This window comes from Streptomyces sp. NBC_01017 (genome assembly GCF_045162795.1).
GTDB lineage: Bacteria > Actinomycetota > Actinomycetes > Streptomycetales > Streptomycetaceae > Streptomyces > Streptomyces machairae.
Genome location: NZ_CP108683.1, coordinates 7,279,058 through 7,297,729 on the forward strand (window position 1 = coordinate 7,279,058; position 18,672 = coordinate 7,297,729).

The following is an 18,672-nucleotide window of genomic DNA, read 5'->3' on the forward strand; positions in this document are numbered from 1 at the left end:
CGCCTTCGATCTGGGTATGTTCCTCGCCGTCAGGGCAGCCACCGCGTCCTCGAGGGAGTCGAGACCGTGTCGGAAAACAAAGAACCCCACGTAGCGAAGTTCGTTTACGACTTCACCGAGGGAAACAAGGACCTCAAGGACCTCCTGGGTGGCAAGGGCGCGAACCTCGCCGAGATGACCAACCTGGGGCTTCCCGTTCCCCCCGGCTTCACGATCACGACGGAAGCCTGCAAGGTCTACCTCGACAGTGGCGAGGAGCCCGCGGCACTGCGTGACGAGGTGAGTGCGCACCTCGACGCCCTTGAGGCCCGCATGGGCAAGAAGCTCGGCCAGGCCGACAACCCGCTGCTCGTCTCGGTCCGTTCCGGCGCCAAGTTCTCCATGCCCGGAATGATGGACACGGTCCTCAACATCGGGCTCTCCGACAAGTCCGTGAAGGGCCTCGCCGAACAGGCCGGCGACGAGCGGTTCGCGTGGGACTCCTACCGGCGCCTCATCCAGATGTTCGGCAAGACCGTGCTCGGCGTCGAGGGGGACCTCTTCGAGGAGGCGCTGGAGGCGGCGAAGGCCACCAAGAAGGTCTCGGTCGACACGGACCTGGAGGCGGCCGACCTCAAGAAGCTGGTCACCAAGTTCAAGAAGATCGTCAAGACCGAGGCCGGCCGGGACTTCCCGCAGGACCCGCGTGAGCAGATGGACCTCGCCATCCACGCGGTCTTCGACTCCTGGAACACCGACCGCGCCAAGCTGTACCGCCGTCAGGAGCGCATCCCGCACGACCTGGGCACGGCCGTCAACGTCTGCTCGATGGTCTTCGGCAACCTGGGCCCGGACTCCGGCACGGGCGTCGCCTTCACCCGTGACCCCGCCTCCGGCCACCAGGGCGTCTACGGCGACTACCTGCAGAACGCCCAGGGCGAGGACGTGGTCGCGGGCATCCGCAACACCGTCCCGCTGGCGGAGCTGGAGTCGATCGACAAGAAGTCGTACGACCAGCTGATGCAGATCATGGAGACGCTGGAGAACCACTACAAGGACCTCTGCGACATCGAGTTCACCATCGAGCGCGGTCAGCTGTGGATGCTCCAGACGCGCGTCGGCAAGCGCACGGCGGGCGCCGCCTTCCGTATCGCGACGCAGCTGGTGGACCAGGGCCTGATCGACGAGGCGGAGGCGCTCCAGCGCGTCAACGGCGCCCAGCTCGCGCAGCTGATGTTCCCGAAGTTCGACGACGAGGCCAAGGTCGAGCAGGTCGGCCGGGGCATCGCGGCGTCGCCGGGTGCGGCGGTCGGCAAGGCGGTCTTCGACTCGTACACCGCGGTGAAGTGGTCGCGTTCCGGCGAGAAGGTCATCCTGGTCCGCCGGGAGACCAACCCCGACGACCTGGACGGCATGATCGCCGCCGAGGGCATCCTGACCTCCCGTGGCGGCAAGACCTCGCACGCGGCCGTGGTGGCGCGCGGCATGGGCAAGACCTGTGTCTGCGGCGCCGAGGAGCTGGAGGTCGACACCAAGCGCCGCCGTATGACGGTTCCGGGCGGACACGTCGTGGAGGAGGGCGACCTGATCTCCATCGACGGCTCCAACGGCAAGGTGTACCTGGGCGAGGTCCCGGTCGTCCCGTCCCCGGTCGTGGAGTACTTCGAGGGCCGGATGCACGCGGGCGCCAACGACGCCGACGAGCTGGTCGAGGCCGTGCACCGGATCATGGCGTTCGCCGACCGCAAGCGGCGCCTGCGGGTGCGCGCCAACGCGGACAACGCCGAGGACGCGATGCGCGCCCGTCGCTTCGGCGCCCAGGGCATCGGTCTGTGCCGTACGGAGCACATGTTCCTCGGTGAGCGCCGCGAGATGGTCGAGAAGCTGATCCTCGCCGACACCGAGGAGGTCCGCGAGGCCGCCCTCTCGGAGCTGCTGCCGCTGCAGAAGAAGGACTTCGTCGAGCTGTTCTCGGCGATGGACGGCCTCCCGGTGACGGTCCGTCTCCTGGACCCGCCGCTGCACGAGTTCCTCCCCGACATCACCGAGCTGTCGGTCCGTGTCGCCCTCGCGGAGTCCCGCCAGGAGCCGCACGAGAACGAGCTGCGCCTGCTCCAGGCCGTGCACCGCCTGCACGAGCAGAACCCGATGCTGGGCCTGCGCGGCGTACGCCTGGGCCTGGTCATTCCCGGCCTGTTCACGATGCAGGTCCGCGCGATCGCGGAAGCCGCCGCCGAGCGCAAGAACGCCAAGGGCGACCCGCGCGCCGAGATCATGATCCCGCTCGTCGGCACCGTCCAGGAGCTGGAGATCGTCCGCGAGGAGGCCGACCAGGTCATCGCGGAGGTCGAGGCGGCGACGGGTACGAAGCTGAAGCTCTCCATCGGCACGATGATCGAGCTGCCGCGCGCCGCCCTCACGGCCGGTCAGATCGCCGAGGCGGCGGAGTTCTTCTCCTTCGGCACGAACGACCTCACCCAGACGGTGTGGGGCTTCAGCCGGGACGACGTGGAGGCCTCGTTCTTCACGGCGTACCTGGAGAAGGGCATCTTCGGCGTCTCCCCGTTCGAGACCATCGACAAGGACGGCGTGGGCTCCCTGGTCGCGTCCGCGGCCAAGGCGGGCCGTGAGACCCGCCCCGACCTCAAGCTCGGCGTCTGCGGCGAGCACGGCGGCGACCCCGAGTCGGTCCACTTCTTCCACGAGGTCGGCCTCGACTACGTCTCCTGCTCCCCGTTCCGCATCCCGGTCGCCCGCCTCGAGGCCGGCCGCGCGGCCTCCACTTCGGTGGGCAGCGACCACCGCTAGGCCTCACGGCCACGCAACTCCGGAGTCGTCGCCTGTCCCCGACCCTCAAGACCGATGGGCGGCGGCTCCGGTGCACCAAGGAGGGCGGCACCCTGTGCGGGGGTGCCGCCCTCTCTCGCGTCATTCGGCACCTTCCGGGGCGGTCCCCCTCGCCCCCAGGTGGCCCGGCTGTCGGGGCTTCTTTGAAGCACTGTGCCGGCGACGGTGAGGCAGTTGCTCAGCAGCACCTCGCCTACGGGTCTATGGACGTTCACCGAGTTGGAGGAGCCCGGCGAGGGAGAAGCACAGGGCGCCGGTGAGGGTGCCCCAGTTGGCGATGTCGGCGTTGACGAGGCTGTCGGTGGCGGGGCGGGTGTAGGCAGCCAGCGCGGAGACCATGAAGAGGGCGGAGCCGAGCTGATTCACGGCGACGATCCGCCAGCCGAGGCTGTGCGGGCGCAGACAGGGCCGGCCGTGGCAGATCTCGACAAAGCCCAGGTGGCCGGAGATCAGGAAGAGTGCGCAGCCGATCACATTGGGCACCCAGATCAGCCGGTTGACCTGGTGGACGTTCAGTCCCTGCAGGAAGGAGTCCAGCAGGTCGACGGAGAAGACGAGGGTGCCCACGAACAGGACGAACGCGCTCAGCCAGTCCACCCGCATCGGCTCGTAGCTCCACCATCGCCAGTGGGGGGTGACCAGTCGGCCTTCGCCGCCGCCTTCGTGGCGGGGCGCGTTGAGCACCTGGAGCAGTGAAACGTACCCGCCGGTGTTGAAGAACAGGCCGCCGGCGAAGTAGATCGAGGCGCACTCGGTGGCGTCGCCGGAGCCGAACTGGGCGACGGCCGCGCCGGCGGCGAAGAGTGCCCCGCCGATGACGAAGGCGATCGCCGCGATGGCGTTGAGTCTGCGCAGGCGGGCGATGGCGACGGCGTCCGCACGGATGTGCCGAGTCGCCGCCGCACCGTGGGGACGGACGGCGAGTACTCCGCGCCGGCGCGCGAGCCGGGAGTCCCACACGGCGGTGCCGCCGCCGGGAGGCTGCCAGGTGAGCCGGGTGGTGAACGGCCCCGCGCCCTCGGCGCGCTGCTCAGGCTGTCCCACGGGCCGAGCCTGGAGGTTCAGGTGGGACCGGGAGACGGGCGAGACGCCGTCCTGTCGAGCCGTTGCCGCAGGCTTGGGGGGTGCGGCACGGTGCTTGGCCGGCCCGGTCTCGGCGGCGGGATGCGGGGCGCGGCCGGTTCATGCGGGCGGGACGGCGGCGATACCGCCCTCTTCCTGAGGGCTGATGGGTCGCGGACGACCACAGCATGCTGCGCCATCACGAGAGCCGTCAGCAGGACGGTGATCAACGCCCGCCAGGACGGCGGCCTCGGCCCCTCGTTCGGACCCCGCGGACGCGACGCGCCCTCCGCCCGGCCCACCCGGAGCCGGCTGAGCCGGACTCTCCGCGCCCGGGACAGGCGACGCAGCACCGTCCCCGGCGCTGCGGCCCGTACTCCGGTGTTCGTTCCGGCCGGAGCAGCCTCCTGCGTCGCTCATGGCATTTCCCTGGTCACTGGGCGCTTGGGGCACCTCGCTTCACGCACTCCTGAACACGCAGCGACTCTGCCAGAGCAGACCGAGCAAAACGGTCATTTCGTGAGCGTTTTATCCATGCTGGTCGGATAGTCGACGCGACCGTCAAAGGATGCGAGGCGGCCCGAGCTCGGTCTGGAGGGCCGCACCGGCCCTGGATGGAGGTCTTCTCGTCCGCGCTGATCACGTACTCGCCATTGCCGAGCTGTTCGCCCCGCCAGGTGCGGGCGTACAGGTCCAACACCCAGCCCGGGCAGGCCCGCCTGGGCGAACCGGCCACGCCGGCGGCACTCGGGGCTGTCGGACAGGGGTGCGGACGGTGCAAGAAGCCACTTGGACAGGGAGAACGCAACTTCGACAGGGCCCGCAGAGGCAGCTACCTTCACCTGGTCCCCGGCGATCGCCCACGGTCGCGCAGGAGTTCCTTCGGGCTGAGCCACCCGCGACGGGATGAGTCGGTCATGCCTCACGAACCCTCGCCCCCATGCGTAAGCCGCCGAACCGGGTCCTCACCAGGCAGCCTCAACCAGGGAGAGACGCATGCCCCATCTTGCTCTGTACACATTCGGCGTCCTGAAGTCACCTCTCGCCGATCCCGCACCTCTCACGCGCGAGTTCTACGACATTGGTGAGGCCGTCTACCGGAAGATCAGTCAGCACCCCGGATACCTCGCGCGTGCTGAACCGGCAGACGCGGACCGGGGCATGCTCTTCGAGGCGGACTGGGGTGCATGGGGAGAGTTCGCCGTACCGACCTGGTACGGCAAGGGCCATACGGTGGAAACCACCGCCCTGGCCGCGACCCTCTCACTCTGGACCGACCTGCGCCCCGCCCTCGACGCCGTCTACACCGGTCTGCACTGTGAGGCGCTGAACAGGCGTTACGACTGGTTCGAGAGGACAGGGCACCCGAACTACGTGTGCTGGTGGGTCTCCGACGGCGTGATACCCACCTGGCAGGACGGGGTTTCCAGGCTGGAACACCTCCACGACCACGGCTCCGCGCCGCACGCCTTCACCTTCCACCACTCGTTCGCCCCGGACGGAACTCCGACCAGGATCAAAGGCATCGGGCCGAAGAGCGACCAGGTGCGCTGACAAGGAAGCACGATGTGCCCCGAGAGTGCCCCGGGGGCATGAAAAAACGGCCGGCCTCCCGGGTCGGGAAGCCAGCCGTACACCCTGTGCGGGTGCCGCCCTCGCCTGCATCATCCGCACGACGCCGGGCCATGATCTTCGAGTCTCGCGCCGAGGTGGCTGCCCAGGCGTCGTCAGGTGGTCGTCTGCGGCTGCCGCGCGGATACGGCTCTCACTGCCGAGCCCGAGACGAGTACTCCTGACAGTGCGATCAGGCTGGTCAGGATGTCCTGGATCTGCGTCGCCGGGACATAGACGATCACGATCACGATCAGCAGGGCCGCCCAGTTCCTCGGGCGGGTGACGGGCGGTGCGGAGCGGATGGGAGCCACACTCATAGCGGTACCTCCTGGTACTCGGTGCCCGCCCCACCGATCATGCCGCCAAGCCCGTTCGGTGGTGCGGGCCTCCTGCTTGAGACTCATAGTGACGCCTCTTTCGGGAGGATGGATCTTGGGCGCATCGGACGAGGCCCAGGGTCCCTCGGACGGGTGATTGCGCGGGAGTGTCGTCTGCGGAAGCCGCTGAGTTCCAGCTTGTTCCCCGGCGTCTTGGCCGTGGGGTTCCGGGTAACCCGGCTCTGTGCGCCGCCTACTTCCACGCCGGGGCGTCGGCCTGCCCTCAACTGTCGCAGCCGACCCCGTCGTTGTCCCGGTCCAGATGGGACCCGTAGCCAGGCTCGCCCCGGTGGACGGGCGCGGCGCCGGCGGCGCGGGCCGCGCTGCAGTTGGCGTAGTGGACGGCACTGCCGCCTGACGAGCCGCCGTCGTCATCGGAATTGCCGGACGCGGAATCGCCGGACGCGGAGTCGTCGCCCGCTGCCGGGGTCGCCGTGGCCGTCGTGGTGACCTTCACCGTCTTCGTGGCCGTCACCGTCGGCGCCGGTTCGGGGTCTTCGGCTGCGGCGGTCGTGGTCGCCGTGACGGTGACCGTGGGTTGTGGTGAGGCCGACGTCGGCTTTGCCTCGGTGGTCTGCGAGTCCTCGCCCGACGCGCCCGCGCCGATGCCCACGAAGAAGGCCAGCCCCAGGGCGGGAAGTATGTAGCGCTTGCGGGCCCACTTGGGGGCCGGGCGGAAGGGTCGCTGTGGCGGCACGGGCTGCTGCGGCATGGGTGCCGAGGCGTACGGATTGGTCATGTCATCCCCCCACTGGTGGTGCGTGAGGGGATGACCGTATTGCGCGGAGAGTAGTTGTGGAGACGGTGTGTCTGATTTGTAACCGCTACGCGCGGAACGGGCCCTTCACCTCATACGTGATCCCGCCCGACGAACTCCCGCTGGTGCCCCGCTGGCTGGAGAAGTAGAGCCGGGTGCCGTCGGGGGAGAAGGCAGGGCCCGTGATCTCCGAGCCCGACTGGCCGTCGATGCGGAGGAACGGGGCGATGACGTCGGCCGGAGTGATGACGCAGATCTCCATGTTGCCGCCGTCCTCGGCTACGAAGAGGTCGCCGGAGGAGGTGCCGGTGATGTTGTCGACGCCCGTGAGTGGGGCCGTGCCGGAGGTGACGAGGGAGTCGTCGTAGGCCAGCTCGTAGGTGTTCGAGGTGAGGTTGAGCTGCCAGACCCGGTTGTCGCCCTTCGTCGTGAACCACACCGTGTCGTCGGCGTAGTGGCAGCCCTCGCCGCCGTTGAAGGACTTGGAGCCCGACACCTGGGAGCGGGTGGCCGTCGGGGAGCCGTCCGGGTCGGGGATGTCGGCCCAGGTGAAGGAGCCCGAGGTGGCGCTGCCCGCGACCATGACCTGGAGGGTGCCCGAGGACAGGTCGCCCCAGGTCGTCGGGACGAAGCGGTAGAAGCGGCCGTTCGTCTCGTCCTCGGTCAGGTAGATCACCTTGCGCACCGGGTCCGCGGCCGCCGCCTCGTGCTTGAAGCGGCCCATCGCCGCACGGCGGACCGCCGCCTGAGTGCCCCACGGGTCCGTCTCGTAGACGTAGCCGAGGGACACCTCCTCGCAGGACAGCCAGGTGTTCCACGGGGTCTTGCCGCCCGCGCAGTTCTGGCGGGTGGAGGAGAGGATGCGGTACGCGGCCGTGATCGCGCCCGCCGACGAGAACTTCACCGCGCTCGCGCCGCCGGAGGGGTTGATCTCGGAGTTGGAGACGTAGATCCAGCCACTGCCGTCCGCGTAACACGCGCCGCCGTCAGGGGCGTTGTGCCAGGTGTACGACGTACCGGAGACCGTCTGCCCGGAGCGGGCGATGACGCGGCTGGTGAAGCCGCTCGGGAGTCTGATGCCGTTGGCGTCGGGGGAACCCAGCGCCCCGTAGGGGCCGGTGCCGGGCTGGGCCGGGGCCGCGTACGCGGCGCCGCGCCACAGGGTTCCGCCGAACACGGCGGCAGAGCCGCCAAGGACGGCCGCACGCAGGAGGCTACGACGTTCCACTCTCACTCCAATAGGTGCCGTACCGCCCCGCCGCCGGTCGACGACGGGGTTGTGCCAGAGGGAGCGGCATGGAACCTAAGGGAGCATGGTGGACGGATCGTAGCCAGTTAATGGCCATCGGACGGCGTACCGAAAAGCCGTCCATGGGGGAGCAGGTCAGGCGCGCAGCGCCGGCACCCCCCGCCCCCGCCTCCGCTGCCCGGGCCGCTCGACTCCCGGCCCGTGCGTCTCGCGCGGCGGTTCCGCCGACGGCAGCCGGACCACCGCGTCCAGGCCGCCCGCGGCCGAGGCGTGCAGGCTCGCCTCACCGCCGCTCGCGTGCGCGAGCCGGTGGACCAGCGAAAGGCCGAGCCCGGTACCGCCCTTGGGGGCACCCGGCGCGCGCCAGAAGCGGTCGAAGGCGCGAGCGCGCTGCTCCGAGGTCATGCCGGGCCCCTCGTCGGTGATGTGCAGGTCGACCCAGGCGGGGCGGGCGTCGCGCAGGGCACGGCGGGCCGGCACATGCAGCCGTAGCTCGATGGCGACGGTGCTGTCGGGCGGGGAGGCACGCAGGGCGTTGGAGAGCAGGTTGTCCACGATCTGCTCGACCCCGCCCGGCACCGCAAGGACCGGCCCCACACTGCCCGCGAACAGCACCAGTGCGACCCGCTGCTGCCCGAACAGCGGCAGCCAGGTGCGGTGCCGCTCCGCGCAGACCGCGCCCACGTCGACCGGGGCGGGCGTCGCGGAGTCCTCCTCCAGGCGGGCCATCGCCAGCAGCCCCTCGACCATCCGCGCGAGCCGGTCCGTCTCGGTCACGGCGGCGGTGAGACTGCCGATACCGCGGTCGGAGACGTTCGGCTCCAGGTTCTCCAGCCGCAGCCGCAACGCCGCGAGCGGCGTCTTCAGCTGGTGCGACGCCTCGCCCGCGAACGCCCGCTGCGCGGCGAGGAGATGGGCGAGCCGGGCCGCCGTACGGTTGAACGCGGCGGCCAGCCGGCGGACCTCCGGCGGACCCTTCGTCATCGTCACCGGACGGGCCCGCCCGCCCTCCGCCAACTCATGAGTGGCGCGCTCCAGTTCACGGATGGGACGGCCGGCCCAGCAGGCGATGGCGAACCCGACCACCGCGACCGCGGTGAGCACCCCGAGCCCGCCGAGCGCCAGCAACAGCCAGACGTGATGGACGCGTTCATGCACCGTCCGCGTCGGCAGCGTCAGCCACACGGCACCCTGCAGCCGGGCATCGCGCATGACCGGACCGGCGACCGACAGATACTCGACGCCGCCGATGGTCGACGTACGGACGTCCACGGTGGACGTGCCGCGCAGGGCGGCCGCGATACCGGGGCGGGAGGCCAGGTTGGAGGACATCACCGAGGCCCGCGGGTGCGAGGTGGCGAGCAGGGCGCCCGAGGCGTCCACGATCACCACCTGCCCGCCGATGCGCTCGGCGCAGCGCACCACCCGGCGCGGCAGATCCCGCTCGGCGCGGCCGGTGCTGAGGGACAGCGACGCGTACGCGGCCACCGACTCCGCCTCGTCCTTCGCCGCGCTCACCACCCGCTCCCGCTCGCTGCGCGAGTAGACGAAACCCAGCGGGATCTCCAGGCAGGCCAGGACGAGCGCGGCGAGACTGAGGTAGCTGAGCAGCAGCCGGCGGGTCATGGCGAGGACACCTGAGGCCCGCCCGGCTCGGTCTGCACCGCCAGCCGGAAACCGACCCCGCGCAGGGTCTGGATCCATGCCGGATGCCCCAGCTTCCGCCGCAGCGCCGCGACATGGACGTCCAGCGTCTTGGTCGGGCCCTCGTAGTGCGGGTCCCACACCCGGTCCAGGATCTGCTGCCTGGAGTAGACCGCGCCGGGATCCTCGGTCAGCAGCGCCAGCAGCTCGAACTCCTTGGGGGTGAGGGTGACGGGGACCTCGCCGACCCAGACCTGACGGGTGCGGCGGTCGACGACGAGGGGGCCGGGGGCGTACGAGGGTGAGGGTGCTGACTCCTCGTACGCCGGGCCCGGCGCGGTCTCGCGCGACGGGGGTGCGGCCGGCGGGGACAGCGGTGCGGGTGTCCGGGTGACCGCCGATGAAGCCGCCGCCTCCGTGCGCAGCCGCTCCACCAGCGCTTCCGTACGTCCCCGCTCGACCGGCGCCGCCATGTCCAGAGGCGCGGTCATGTCCACGGACGCCGCCAAGCCGACCGGCGCCGCCGAGCCGCTCGGCTCCGCCACCGCCTCCGTGCGCTGCGTCCGCCGGGTCACCGCCCGCACCCGCGCCACCAACTCCCGCACGCTGAACGGCTTCGCCAGATAGTCGTCCGCCCCCAGCTCCAGGCCCAGCACCCGGTCGGCCTCCTCACCCCGCGCACTCAGGATGATGACCGGCACGTCCGAGACCCGCCGGATGCCCCGGCACACGTCGATGCCGTCCATGTCCGGCAACCCGAGGTCGAGCAGGACGACATCGCCGTACGGCCTTCTCAGTCCCTCGGCGCCGGTGGTCACGTGATCCACCGTCAGACCGAAGTGGCCGAGGCCCTCGGCGAGCGGTTCGGCGATCGTCTCGTCGTCCTCGATGAGCAGCACTCGTATGCCCATGCGTCCTGTCTCTCGGTGAATTTGCATTCTCTGCCCTGACGTCGACACGCTACAAGAAACAAGCGCTTGCAGGGAGTTGCGGCAAATAATGTCCAATTGCTGGACGCGCTCTGGCCTTTACTTAACCTTCCTCTGGTGTCGGCTCCTCTACGGTGCTGTGAACTTGCCGAACTCCCCACCCTGGAGGCACCGTTGAAGGCGTTGCTGGACCGCGCCCGCTCGTTCAAGCGACGGGTCGATTTCGAGAACGTTGAATACCGGAAACTGGCCGAGGGGCAATATCCCGAGGCGCTCTTCATTACCTGCTCGGACTCACGGGTCATACCCGCCCTGATTACCGGCGCACGGCCCGGAGAGATATTCGAGCTGCGGAACGCGGGCAATATCGTGCCGCCGTACGGCAGCCCCGGTGCCTCCGGCGAGGCAGCCACCATCGAGTACGCACTGGAGGTGCTCGGGGTTCAGGACATCGTCGTGTGCGGTCACTCACACTGCGGCGCGATGGGCGCGCTGAAGTCCGGCGACGATCTGTCCGCGCTGCCCGGCGTGGACGCCTGGCTGCAGCTCGCCCGCCCCGAACTGGCGCCGGTTCTCACGGCCGCCTCGGACGACCCGTCGCTGCCGGACGTGGCCCAGGGCAACGTCGTCAACCAGCTTGCCGTACTGCGGACTTACCCGGTGGTGCGGCAGCGGCTGGACGGGGGGCGGCTGCGGCTGCACGGCTGGTACTACGAGGTCGACACCGGGCAGGTGCACGAGCTGGAGGACGACGGCCGGTTCCGGGTGCATGCCGGATGAGCGGGGCGCATGCGCGCGGGCGTACGCGCACGAAGGTGAACGTGCCGGGGATGAGCCCGCCGAAGACCGAGGCTGTCGCCAGGCCGTCGGGCAACGGGGGCAACGGTGCCGCCCGAGGCGCGAAGCTCGACCTCGCCAACGAGATCACCGCCTCCCTCGTCGTCTTCCTCGTCGCCCTGCCCCTGTGCATCGGCGTGGCCGTCGCCTCCGGGGTCCCCGCCGAACTGGGGATCATCTCCGGGGTGATCGGCGGCCTGGTCGTAGGCGCGGTCCGGGGCAGCACGCTCCAGGTCAGCGGGCCGGCCGCCGGGCTCGCCGCGCTGGTCGCGGAGACGGTGACGGAGCTCGGCGTGGCGATGCTCGGCGTGATCGTCCTGTTCTCGGGCATCCTGCAGATCATCCTCGGCGTCGTGCGCCTCGGCCGGCTGTTCCAGGCGATCTCCCTCGCCGTGGTCCAGGGCATGCTGGCCGGCATCGGCCTGCCGCTGATGTTCAGTCAGGCCTACCCGATGGCGGACTCCAAGGCCCCGGGCACGCCGATCGAGAACATGGCGGGCATCCCGGGCCTGTTCGCGGACATCCTCACCAGCCCCCAGGCGATGATCGCCACGCTGCTCGGCGTCGCCACGATCGTGCTGAGCTTCCTGTGGAAGAAGGTCCCGGGCCCGGCGAAGAAGGTCCCGGCCGCGCTCGTGGCGGTCGGCATCGGCATCGCGGTCGCGGCGCTGCCCGGCGTGGACGTGAAGACGCTCCAGGTCGGCAATCTTGTGGCGTCGGTGCAGGTGCCGGGAGCCGAGCAGTTCGCGGGCCTCGCGGACACCGCGGTCATCACGGCCATCCTCACCTTCACGGTCATCGCCTCCGCGGAGAGCCTGTTCACCGCGGCCGCCGTGGACCGTATGCACAGCGGCCCGCGCACCCGCTACAACACCGAACTCATCGCCCAGGGCGCCGGCAACACCGTCGCGGGCATCCTCGGCGCCCTCCCGATCACGGCGGTCGTCGCCCGCAGCTCGGCGAACGTCCAGGCCGGCGCCAAGACCCGTATCTCCCGCACCCTGCACGGCCTGTGGCTGCTCGCGTTCGCGCTGCTGCTGCCGCAGGTCCTGGCCCTGATCCCGATCTCGGTGCTCGCGGGCGTCCTCGTCCACAGCGGCTGGAAGCTGTTCGCGCCGGACGAGTTCCCGAAGATGTGGCGGCAGGACCGTGGCGAGTTCGTCGTGATGACGACGACAACCCTGGTCATCGTGGCGACCGCGCTGCTGGAGGGGGTCCTCATCGGCCTCGCGGCCGGGATCGTCCTGGCCGCCCTGCGCATGTCCCAGACGGTGATCCGGCAACACGTCGAGGACGACACCGCGAAGGTCGTCATGGCCGGCAACGCCACCTTCCTACGGCTGCCTCAGGTCATCGAGGCACTGGAAAGCGCGGCAGCCTCGGGCAAGCCGCGCATCCGTCTGGACCTGACCGGCGTGACCCATCTGGACCACGCCTGCCGGAGCCAGGTGGAGGAGTTCACGGCGCAACAGCGGGGGCTCGGGTTGCGGGTGGAGCTGCTGATGCCGGGGCCGGCGAAGACGGAGACACCCGTCGTCGCGACACCGGCTCCCGCACCGCCCGCATCGTCGGCCCCCGGCCCGGACGCCGAGTGGTTCTATCTGGACACCCGGCCGCTGTCCGAGGGCCACGCGGACCATGCGGAGAGCTACTTTCCGGTCACGTCACGTTAGCGTCACGGGTCCTTCATAACTCCGCCGCAACCGCGGCCCCTGGCTACGTTCGTCACCTCGCGAACGACCGTCATGAACGACCAGGGAGGACTCCCCCGTGAACCTGCTCCGCAAGCCCGGCGCCATCGTCGTCGCCGCGCTGGCACTGGCCGCACTGCCGGCCACCGCCGCTGCCCATGACGGTGACCACCCGTTCGAGAACTGCACCGAGGCCTACGCCAACGGGCACTCCGACATCCCGAAGGGCGACGAGCACTACGGCTCCCACCTCGACCGGGACGGCGACGGCCTCGGCTGCGACAACCCGCCCGCCGGCTTCGTCCCGGCCGACGACAAGCCCGACGAGGCGGGGGCCGAATCGGGAGCGGAGAACGGCACCGACCTCGCCGCGACCGGCGGCGACGACAGCACCCCGTACCTGGCGGCCGGCGGCGCGGCCGCTCTGCTCGCCGGCGGCGGGGTGCTGGTGGCGGCGCGCAGGCTGCGCCGGAGCGACACCCGCTCGTAGGCTGGGACGGAGCCGTCCACATCCGGAAAGGAGCTCCTCATGCCCGGCTGGAACGCACAGCACATCCCCGACCGGAGCGGCCGCGTCGCCGTCGTCACCGGGGCCAACAGCGGTCTCGGGTACGTCACCGCGCGCGAGCTGGCGCGGAAGGGGGCGCGGGTGCTGCTCGCGTGCCGGAGCGAGGCGCGGGGCGCGGCGGCCGGAGAGCGGATCGCCTCCGAAGTGCCGGGCGCGGAAGTCGAGTTGAGGAGGCTCGACCTCGCGGACCTCGGCTCCGTACGGGAGTTCTGCGCGGCATTCCCGTACGACCGCCTGGACCTGCTCGTGAACAACGCCGGCGTGATGGCCTTGCCGTACGGCACCACCGTGGACGGCTTCGAGACGCAGTTCGGGGTCAACCACCTGGGGCACTTCGCGCTCACCGGGCTGTTGCTGCCCGCGCTGCTCGGTGTGCCGGGCGCGCGGGTGGTGACCGTCTCCAGCCCGCTGCACGCGATGTCCAACATCGACATCGACGACCTCAACAGCGAGCGCCGGTACCGGCGTTGGACCGCCTACGCCCGGTCCAAGACCGCCAACCTGCTCTTCACGCACGAGCTCGCACGCAGGCTGGCCGGGCAGGGGGCGGACGTGGTGGCAGCGGCCGCTCATCCCGGGTACGCGGACACCAACCTCCAGTCGGCGGGGCCGCGCATGGCGGGGCGCCGGGGGAGCGAGTGGTTCGCCCGCCTCGGCAACCGCGTCTTCGCCCAGCCCGCCGAGGCGGGCGCCCTGCCCACCCTGTACGCCGCCACCGCCCCCGACGTCCGCCCCGACTCCTTCACCGGCCCGTCCCTCGCCGGCTGGCGCGGCTCACCCGCCCGGTCCTGGCGGGCACCGTGGACCCTCAACGACCGGGCGGGCGAACGGCTTTGGGAGGCCTCGGAGCGGTTGACCGGGGTGGCATACGACGACCTGAAGGTGTGAGCGCGAGGCCACCCTCCACGGGGCCCGCTACGCGGCCCGCACCTCGTACGCGGTCACCCGCACCGCCTCGTCGTCCAGGCACTGCCCGGTCTCCAGGTCGAAGCGCTGCTTCAGCAGGGGCGACGCCACGAACGGGCGGCCCTGGTGGGTGCCGGTCAGGCCGCGGGAGAGGACTGCCGCGCCGCAGAACGGGTCGCGGTTGTCGATGGCGTACAGCCGGCCGCCGCGGTCGCGGAACAGGGCCACCTGGCCGCCGTCCGGCAGCAGGGCCGCGACGCCGCGGCCGGGGAGCAGATGGGTGAGGTCGCAGACCGTCAACCAGTCCGCGGCCAGGCGTACTTGGACCTTCAGGTCGGTCGTCTCGGGTGCCAGGGTCATCGCTGGGCGCTTCCTTCCAGGGGGCGGTGGCCGATGGTCAGCAGCGGCAGGTCGGGCTTGATCTGGTCGCGCTCGGGCACGAAGCCGACGACCGGGTCGGGGGTGTCGGGGGCGTTCACGAAGGACACGAACCGGGCCAGCTTCTCGGGGTCGTTGATGGTCTCCGACCACTCGTCGCGGTAGTTCGCGACATGGGCCGCCATCAGGGACTCCAGCTCCTCGCAGATGCCGAGGGAGTCCTCGACGACCACGTCACGCACGTGGTCCAGGCCGCCCGGGATCCGCTCCAGCCACACGCTCGTGCGCTCCAGACGGTCCGCGGTGCGGATGTAGAACATCAGGAAGCGGTCGATCAGGCGGATCAGCTCGGCGTCCGACAGGTCCTGCGCGAGGAGGTCCGCGTGGCGCGGAGTCGCGCCGCCGTTGCCGCCGACGTAGAGGTTCCAGCCGTTGGCGGTGGCGATCACGCCGAAGTCCTTCGACTGGGCCTCCGCGCACTCGCGCTGGCAGCCCGACACCGCCGACTTCAGCTTGTGCGGCGAGCGCAGGCCCCGGTAGCGCAGCTCCAGGTCGATCGCCATGCGGACGGAGTCCTGGACGCCGTAGCGGCACCAGGTCTGCCCGACGCAGGACTTCACCGTACGCAGCGACTTGCCGTAGGCGTGGCCGGACTCGAAGCCGGCGTCCACCAACCGGGCCCAGATGAGCGGAAGTTGTTCCACCCGGGCCCCGAACATGTCGATGCGCTGGCCGCCGGTGATCTTCGTGTAGAGACCGAAGTCGCGGGCGATCTCGCCGATCACGATCAGCCCCTCCGGGGTGATCTCACCACCGGCGATCCGGGGTACGACCGAATACGAGCCGTTCTTCTGGATGTTGGCGAGGAAGTGGTCGTTGCTGTCCTGCAGAGCCGCCTGCTCGCCGTCCAGGACATAGCCGCTCGCGCCGATCGTGGGCGCCAGCGACGCGATGATCGACCCCACCGCCGGCTTGCAGATCTCGCAGCCGTCGCCGCCACGGGCGCCCTCGCGGCCGTAACGGTCCAGCAGGGCCTGGTAGGTGTTGATGCGCAGGGCGAGGACGATCTCGTACAGCTCCTCGCGGGTCTGCGAGAAGCAGCCGCACAGGCCCTTGTCGACCTCGACGCCGGACGCCTCCAGCTCGGCGGTGACCAGCTGGCCGAGGACCTTCACACAGGAGCCGCAGCCCGTACCGGCCTTGGTGCACTTCTTCACCTCGGGCACGGTCGTGCAGGAATGCTCCGTCACCGCACCGCGGATCGTGCCCTTGGTGACGTTGTGGCAGGAGCAGACCACCGCCTCGTCCGGCAGCGCGGACGGGCCCAGCTGGGCGGGGCCGCCGGCGCCGGCGGGCAGGACGAGCGACTCGGGCGAGACCGGCGGCACCGAGCCGGTGAACGCCTTCAGCGTGCCGTACGCGTCCGCGTCACCGACCAGGATGCCGCCGAGCAGCGTGCCGTCGCGGCCGATGACCAGCTTCTTGTAGAGGCCCGCGCGGGAGTCGGAGTACACGACGTCCAGGCAGTCGTCGGCGGTGCCGTGCGCGTCACCGAAGGAGGCGACATCCACGCCGAGCAGCTTCAGCTTCGTCGACAAGTCGGCGCCGATGAACGCGGCTTCGTCGGACGCGATCGTCGCCGCCACGGTCTCCGCCTGCTCATAGCCGGGGGCCACCAGGCCGTACACCCGCCCGTCCGACGCCAGCGCGCACTCGCCGATCGCGAACACGTGCGGGTCGGCGACCGTACGGCACTGCTCGTCGACCGTGATGCCGCCGCGCTCGCCGACGGTGAGGCCGCAGTCGCGGGCCAGCTGGTCGCGGGGGCGGACACCGGCGCTGAACACCACCATGTCGGTGGCGAGTTCGGAGCCGTCGGACAGCTTCATGCCGGTGACGGCGCCGTCCGCGTCGACGACGATCTCCTGCGTGCCGACGCCGGTGTGGACGGTCAGGCCCATGTTCTCGATGGTGCGCAGCAGCGCCGCGCCGCCGCCGTCGTCGACCTGCACCGGCATCAGCCGAGGCGCGAACTCCACGATGTGCGCCTCGACACCGAGTCCCTTGAGCGCGCCGGCGGCCTCCAGGCCCAGCAGACCGCCGCCGACGACGGCACCGGTCGTGGCCTTCGTCTGCGCGTACTCCTCGATCGCGAGGAGATCCTCGATCGTGCGGTAGACGAAGCAGCCGGCGGCGTCCTTGTTCGGGACCGGCGGCACGAACGGGTACGAGCCGGTGGCGAGGACGAGGGCGTCGTACGCGAAGACCTGGCCGGACTCGGCGGTGACCTGCCGGGCCTCGCGGTCGACGGAGACGGCCGGGTCACCGACGTACAGCTCGATGCCGTGGTCCTTGATGAACTCCATATCGGTCATGGAGAGGTCCTCGGGCGTCTTGCCCGAGAAGTAAGAGGTGAGCGCAACGCGGTCGTACGCCGGACGCGGCTCCTCGCACAGCACGACCACGCGGTGCGTGGCGGTCAGGCCGCGCTCGGCGAGCGCCTCCAGAAAGCGCTGGCCGACCATGCCGTGGCCGACGAGCACGATCGTGGGGGCGGCCTCCGTGGCCTCCGGGGTGGCGGTCATCAGGAGCCTCCATCGTTGGTGAGCAGGTGGAGCAGCGGGGCGTCGTCGGGGAGCGGCTCTGCTCCCTCCCAGGCGCGGGCGAGCGCGCCGACGGTGCCGAGTTCGCCGACGAGAACCCCGCCGACCAGGCGGTCGTCGCGGACGACGACCTTGCGATAGGTGCCGCGGGTGGCGTCGGTCAGCTGCACGACGTCGTCGCCGGGCCGGGCCTCCGTCTCGCCGAACGCGGCGAGGTCGAAGAAGCCCTCACCGGCCAGCGTCAGCCGGGTCAGCGCCCGGGTGCCCGTGTAACGGGCGGTGCCGTTGCCCGCCAGCAACTCGGCCAGGACGTCGGCCTGTTCGAGCGCGGGCGCGGCCAGCCCGTACACGGTCCCGTCGTGCTGTGCGCAGTCGCCGACGGCCCGGATGTGCGGGTCGGACGTACGGAGCTCGTCGTCGACGACGATCCCCTTGCGGACGTCCAGCCCCGCGATCTGCGCGAGGCCCGCGCGCGGGTGGACGCCGCAGGCCAGGACCACGAGGTCGGCGTCGAGGGCGTATCCGTCGGCCATCTCCACCGAGCGGACCGCGCCGCCGACGCAGCGCACGTCACGCACGCGCAGGTGGGTGTGCACCTCCACGCCGAGGTCGACGAGGTGGCGCCGGACCAGCTTCGAGGCGGCCGGGTCGAGCTGCCGCTCCATCAGCCGCTCGGACTGCTGGGCGAGCACGACCTGCGCGCCGCGCAGCGCGAGGGCCCGGGCCGCGGAGACGCCGAGGAGTCCGCCGCCGATCACGACCGCCCGGACACCTGGTCGTACGGCCTTGGACAGGCCCAGGCAGTCGTCCATGGTCCGGAACGCGTGCACACCCTCGGGCAGCACATGGTCGGGCGTGAACAGACCGCGCAGGGGCGGCAGTACCGGGTTCGAACCGGTGGCCAGGACCAGCGTGTCGTATGCGATCTCCGACCCGTCCGCGAGGTGTACGGCTCGCACCTCGCGGTCGATGCCGGTGACCCGGCCACGCGTCAGCTCCGCCGGCGCCGGGAGGGCGATCACGTCGGGGCTGTACCGGCCGGCCAGCACCTCGGCGAGCAGCACCCGGTTGTACGGGCGGTGCTCCTCGTCGCCGACGAGCGTCACGGGCGTGCCGAGCTCGCCGAGCCGCCGGGCGAGCCGTACGCCCGCGAGGCCGGCGCCGATCACCACCACACGCGTATTCGAGGTCATGGCGTCGAGCGTGCGGTGCGGGTGTTTCCCGACCGCAT

Annotated in this window: 15 protein-coding genes; 6 read left to right on the forward strand and 9 right to left on the reverse strand. The window is 70.8% G+C overall.

Annotation, left to right across the window (positions count from 1 at the left end; translation table 11 throughout):
• The first annotated feature begins 66 nt into the window (after nucleotides 1-66).
• Nucleotides 67-2,787, forward strand: a complete 2,721-nt coding sequence (ppdK, locus tag OG331_RS33495) for a pyruvate, phosphate dikinase (RefSeq protein ID WP_406203095.1) — start codon at nucleotides 67-69, stop codon at nucleotides 2,785-2,787.
• Nucleotides 2,788-3,027: 240 nt separating this feature from the next.
• On the opposite strand, the gene OG331_RS33500 is transcribed toward ppdK, so the two are convergent.
• A complete protein-coding gene (locus tag OG331_RS33500; protein WP_406203097.1) occupies nucleotides 3,028-3,870 on the reverse strand; it encodes a hypothetical protein in 843 nt (280 codons plus the stop codon).
• Between the two features lie 1,014 nt (nucleotides 3,871-4,884).
• Between OG331_RS33500 and OG331_RS33505 the strand changes: the two genes are divergently transcribed.
• Nucleotides 4,885-5,442, forward strand: a complete 558-nt coding sequence (locus tag OG331_RS33505; protein WP_406203099.1) for a DUF3291 domain-containing protein — start codon at nucleotides 4,885-4,887, stop codon at nucleotides 5,440-5,442.
• Between the two features lie 173 nt (nucleotides 5,443-5,615).
• On the opposite strand, the gene OG331_RS33510 is transcribed toward OG331_RS33505, so the two are convergent.
• The 5 genes from OG331_RS33510 to OG331_RS33530 all read right to left on the reverse strand — a co-directional run bounded on the left by OG331_RS33510 (nucleotide 5,616) and on the right by OG331_RS33530 (nucleotide 10,440).
• A complete protein-coding gene (locus OG331_RS33510) occupies nucleotides 5,616-5,819 on the reverse strand; it encodes a hypothetical protein (protein WP_406203101.1) in 204 nt (67 codons plus the stop codon).
• Nucleotides 5,820-6,102: 283 nt separating this feature from the next.
• Nucleotides 6,103-6,618 (reverse strand): excalibur calcium-binding domain-containing protein, encoded by a 516-nt coding sequence (locus OG331_RS33515; protein WP_406203103.1) that lies wholly within the window; start codon nucleotides 6,616-6,618, stop codon nucleotides 6,103-6,105.
• An 85-nt stretch (nucleotides 6,619-6,703) separates the two neighbouring features.
• Nucleotides 6,704-7,864, reverse strand: a complete 1,161-nt coding sequence (locus OG331_RS33520) for an alkaline phosphatase PhoX (protein ID WP_406203105.1) — start codon at nucleotides 7,862-7,864, stop codon at nucleotides 6,704-6,706.
• Nucleotides 7,865-8,020: 156 nt separating this feature from the next.
• On the reverse strand, nucleotides 8,021-9,511 hold the full coding sequence (locus OG331_RS33525; protein ID WP_406203107.1) for a sensor histidine kinase: 1,491 nt from the start codon (nucleotides 9,509-9,511) through the stop codon (nucleotides 8,021-8,023).
• Nucleotides 9,508-10,440, reverse strand: a complete 933-nt coding sequence (locus OG331_RS33530) for a response regulator transcription factor (protein WP_406203109.1) — start codon at nucleotides 10,438-10,440, stop codon at nucleotides 9,508-9,510. Before OG331_RS33530 ends, OG331_RS33525 begins: the two co-directional genes overlap by 4 nt.
• Before the next feature lie 192 nt (nucleotides 10,441-10,632).
• Between OG331_RS33530 and OG331_RS33535 the strand changes: the two genes are divergently transcribed.
• The 4 genes from OG331_RS33535 (at nucleotide 10,633) to OG331_RS33550 (ending at nucleotide 14,442) form a co-directional block, all read left to right on the forward strand.
• On the forward strand, nucleotides 10,633-11,238 hold the full coding sequence (locus OG331_RS33535) for a carbonic anhydrase (RefSeq protein WP_406210445.1): 606 nt from the start codon (nucleotides 10,633-10,635) through the stop codon (nucleotides 11,236-11,238).
• Nucleotides 11,235-12,968, forward strand: a complete 1,734-nt coding sequence (locus tag OG331_RS33540) for a SulP family inorganic anion transporter (protein WP_406203111.1) — start codon at nucleotides 11,235-11,237, stop codon at nucleotides 12,966-12,968. The genes OG331_RS33535 and OG331_RS33540 overlap by 4 nt, the downstream gene beginning before the upstream one ends.
• 97 nt (nucleotides 12,969-13,065) lie before the next feature.
• Nucleotides 13,066-13,476: an excalibur calcium-binding domain-containing protein gene (locus OG331_RS33545; protein WP_406203113.1), complete on the forward strand. Its 411-nt coding sequence runs from the start codon at nucleotides 13,066-13,068 to the stop codon at nucleotides 13,474-13,476.
• Between the two features lie 39 nt (nucleotides 13,477-13,515).
• Nucleotides 13,516-14,442, forward strand: coding sequence for an oxidoreductase (locus OG331_RS33550; protein WP_406203115.1), 927 nt, complete (start codon nucleotides 13,516-13,518; stop codon nucleotides 14,440-14,442).
• A gap of 27 nt (nucleotides 14,443-14,469) precedes the next feature.
• Here OG331_RS33550 and nirD read toward each other — a convergent pair whose 3' ends face one another.
• From nirD to OG331_RS33565, 3 genes are read right to left on the reverse strand one after another with little or no spacing between them, the layout of a single operon-like run.
• A complete protein-coding gene (gene nirD / locus OG331_RS33555) occupies nucleotides 14,470-14,820 on the reverse strand; it encodes a nitrite reductase small subunit NirD (RefSeq protein WP_406203117.1) in 351 nt (116 codons plus the stop codon).
• Nucleotides 14,817-17,423 (reverse strand): nitrite reductase large subunit NirB, encoded by a 2,607-nt coding sequence (gene nirB, locus OG331_RS33560; protein ID WP_406203119.1) that lies wholly within the window; start codon nucleotides 17,421-17,423, stop codon nucleotides 14,817-14,819. Before nirB ends, nirD begins: the two co-directional genes overlap by 4 nt.
• Nucleotides 17,423-18,634, reverse strand: a complete 1,212-nt coding sequence (locus tag OG331_RS33565) for an NAD(P)/FAD-dependent oxidoreductase (RefSeq protein ID WP_406203121.1) — start codon at nucleotides 18,632-18,634, stop codon at nucleotides 17,423-17,425. Before OG331_RS33565 ends, nirB begins: the two co-directional genes overlap by 1 nt.
• Nucleotides 18,635-18,672: the final 38 nt, after the last annotated feature.

Excerpts from the sequence above, each read along its gene's own strand:
- OG331_RS33505 (WP_406203099.1), top strand. The coding sequence starts at position 4,885 with ATGCCCCATCTTGCTCTGTACACATTCGGCGTCCTGAAGTCACCTCTC.
- OG331_RS33510 (WP_406203101.1), bottom strand. The coding sequence starts at position 5,819 with ATGAGTGTGGCTCCCATCCGCTCCGCACCGCCCGTCACCCGCCCGAGG.
- OG331_RS33515 (WP_406203103.1), bottom strand. The coding sequence starts at position 6,618 with ATGACCAATCCGTACGCCTCGGCACCCATGCCGCAGCAGCCCGTGCCG.
- OG331_RS33525 (WP_406203107.1), bottom strand. The coding sequence starts at position 9,511 with ATGACCCGCCGGCTGCTGCTCAGCTACCTCAGTCTCGCCGCGCTCGTC.
- OG331_RS33530 (WP_406203109.1), bottom strand. The coding sequence starts at position 10,440 with ATGGGCATACGAGTGCTGCTCATCGAGGACGACGAGACGATCGCCGAA.
- OG331_RS33540 (WP_406203111.1), top strand. The coding sequence starts at position 11,235 with ATGAGCGGGGCGCATGCGCGCGGGCGTACGCGCACGAAGGTGAACGTG.
- OG331_RS33550 (WP_406203115.1), top strand. The coding sequence starts at position 13,516 with ATGCCCGGCTGGAACGCACAGCACATCCCCGACCGGAGCGGCCGCGTC.
- nirD (WP_406203117.1), bottom strand. The coding sequence starts at position 14,820 with ATGACCCTGGCACCCGAGACGACCGACCTGAAGGTCCAAGTACGCCTG.
- nirB (WP_406203119.1), bottom strand. The coding sequence starts at position 17,423 with ATGACCGCCACCCCGGAGGCCACGGAGGCCGCCCCCACGATCGTGCTC.
- OG331_RS33565 (WP_406203121.1), bottom strand. The coding sequence starts at position 18,634 with ATGACCTCGAATACGCGTGTGGTGGTGATCGGCGCCGGCCTCGCGGGC.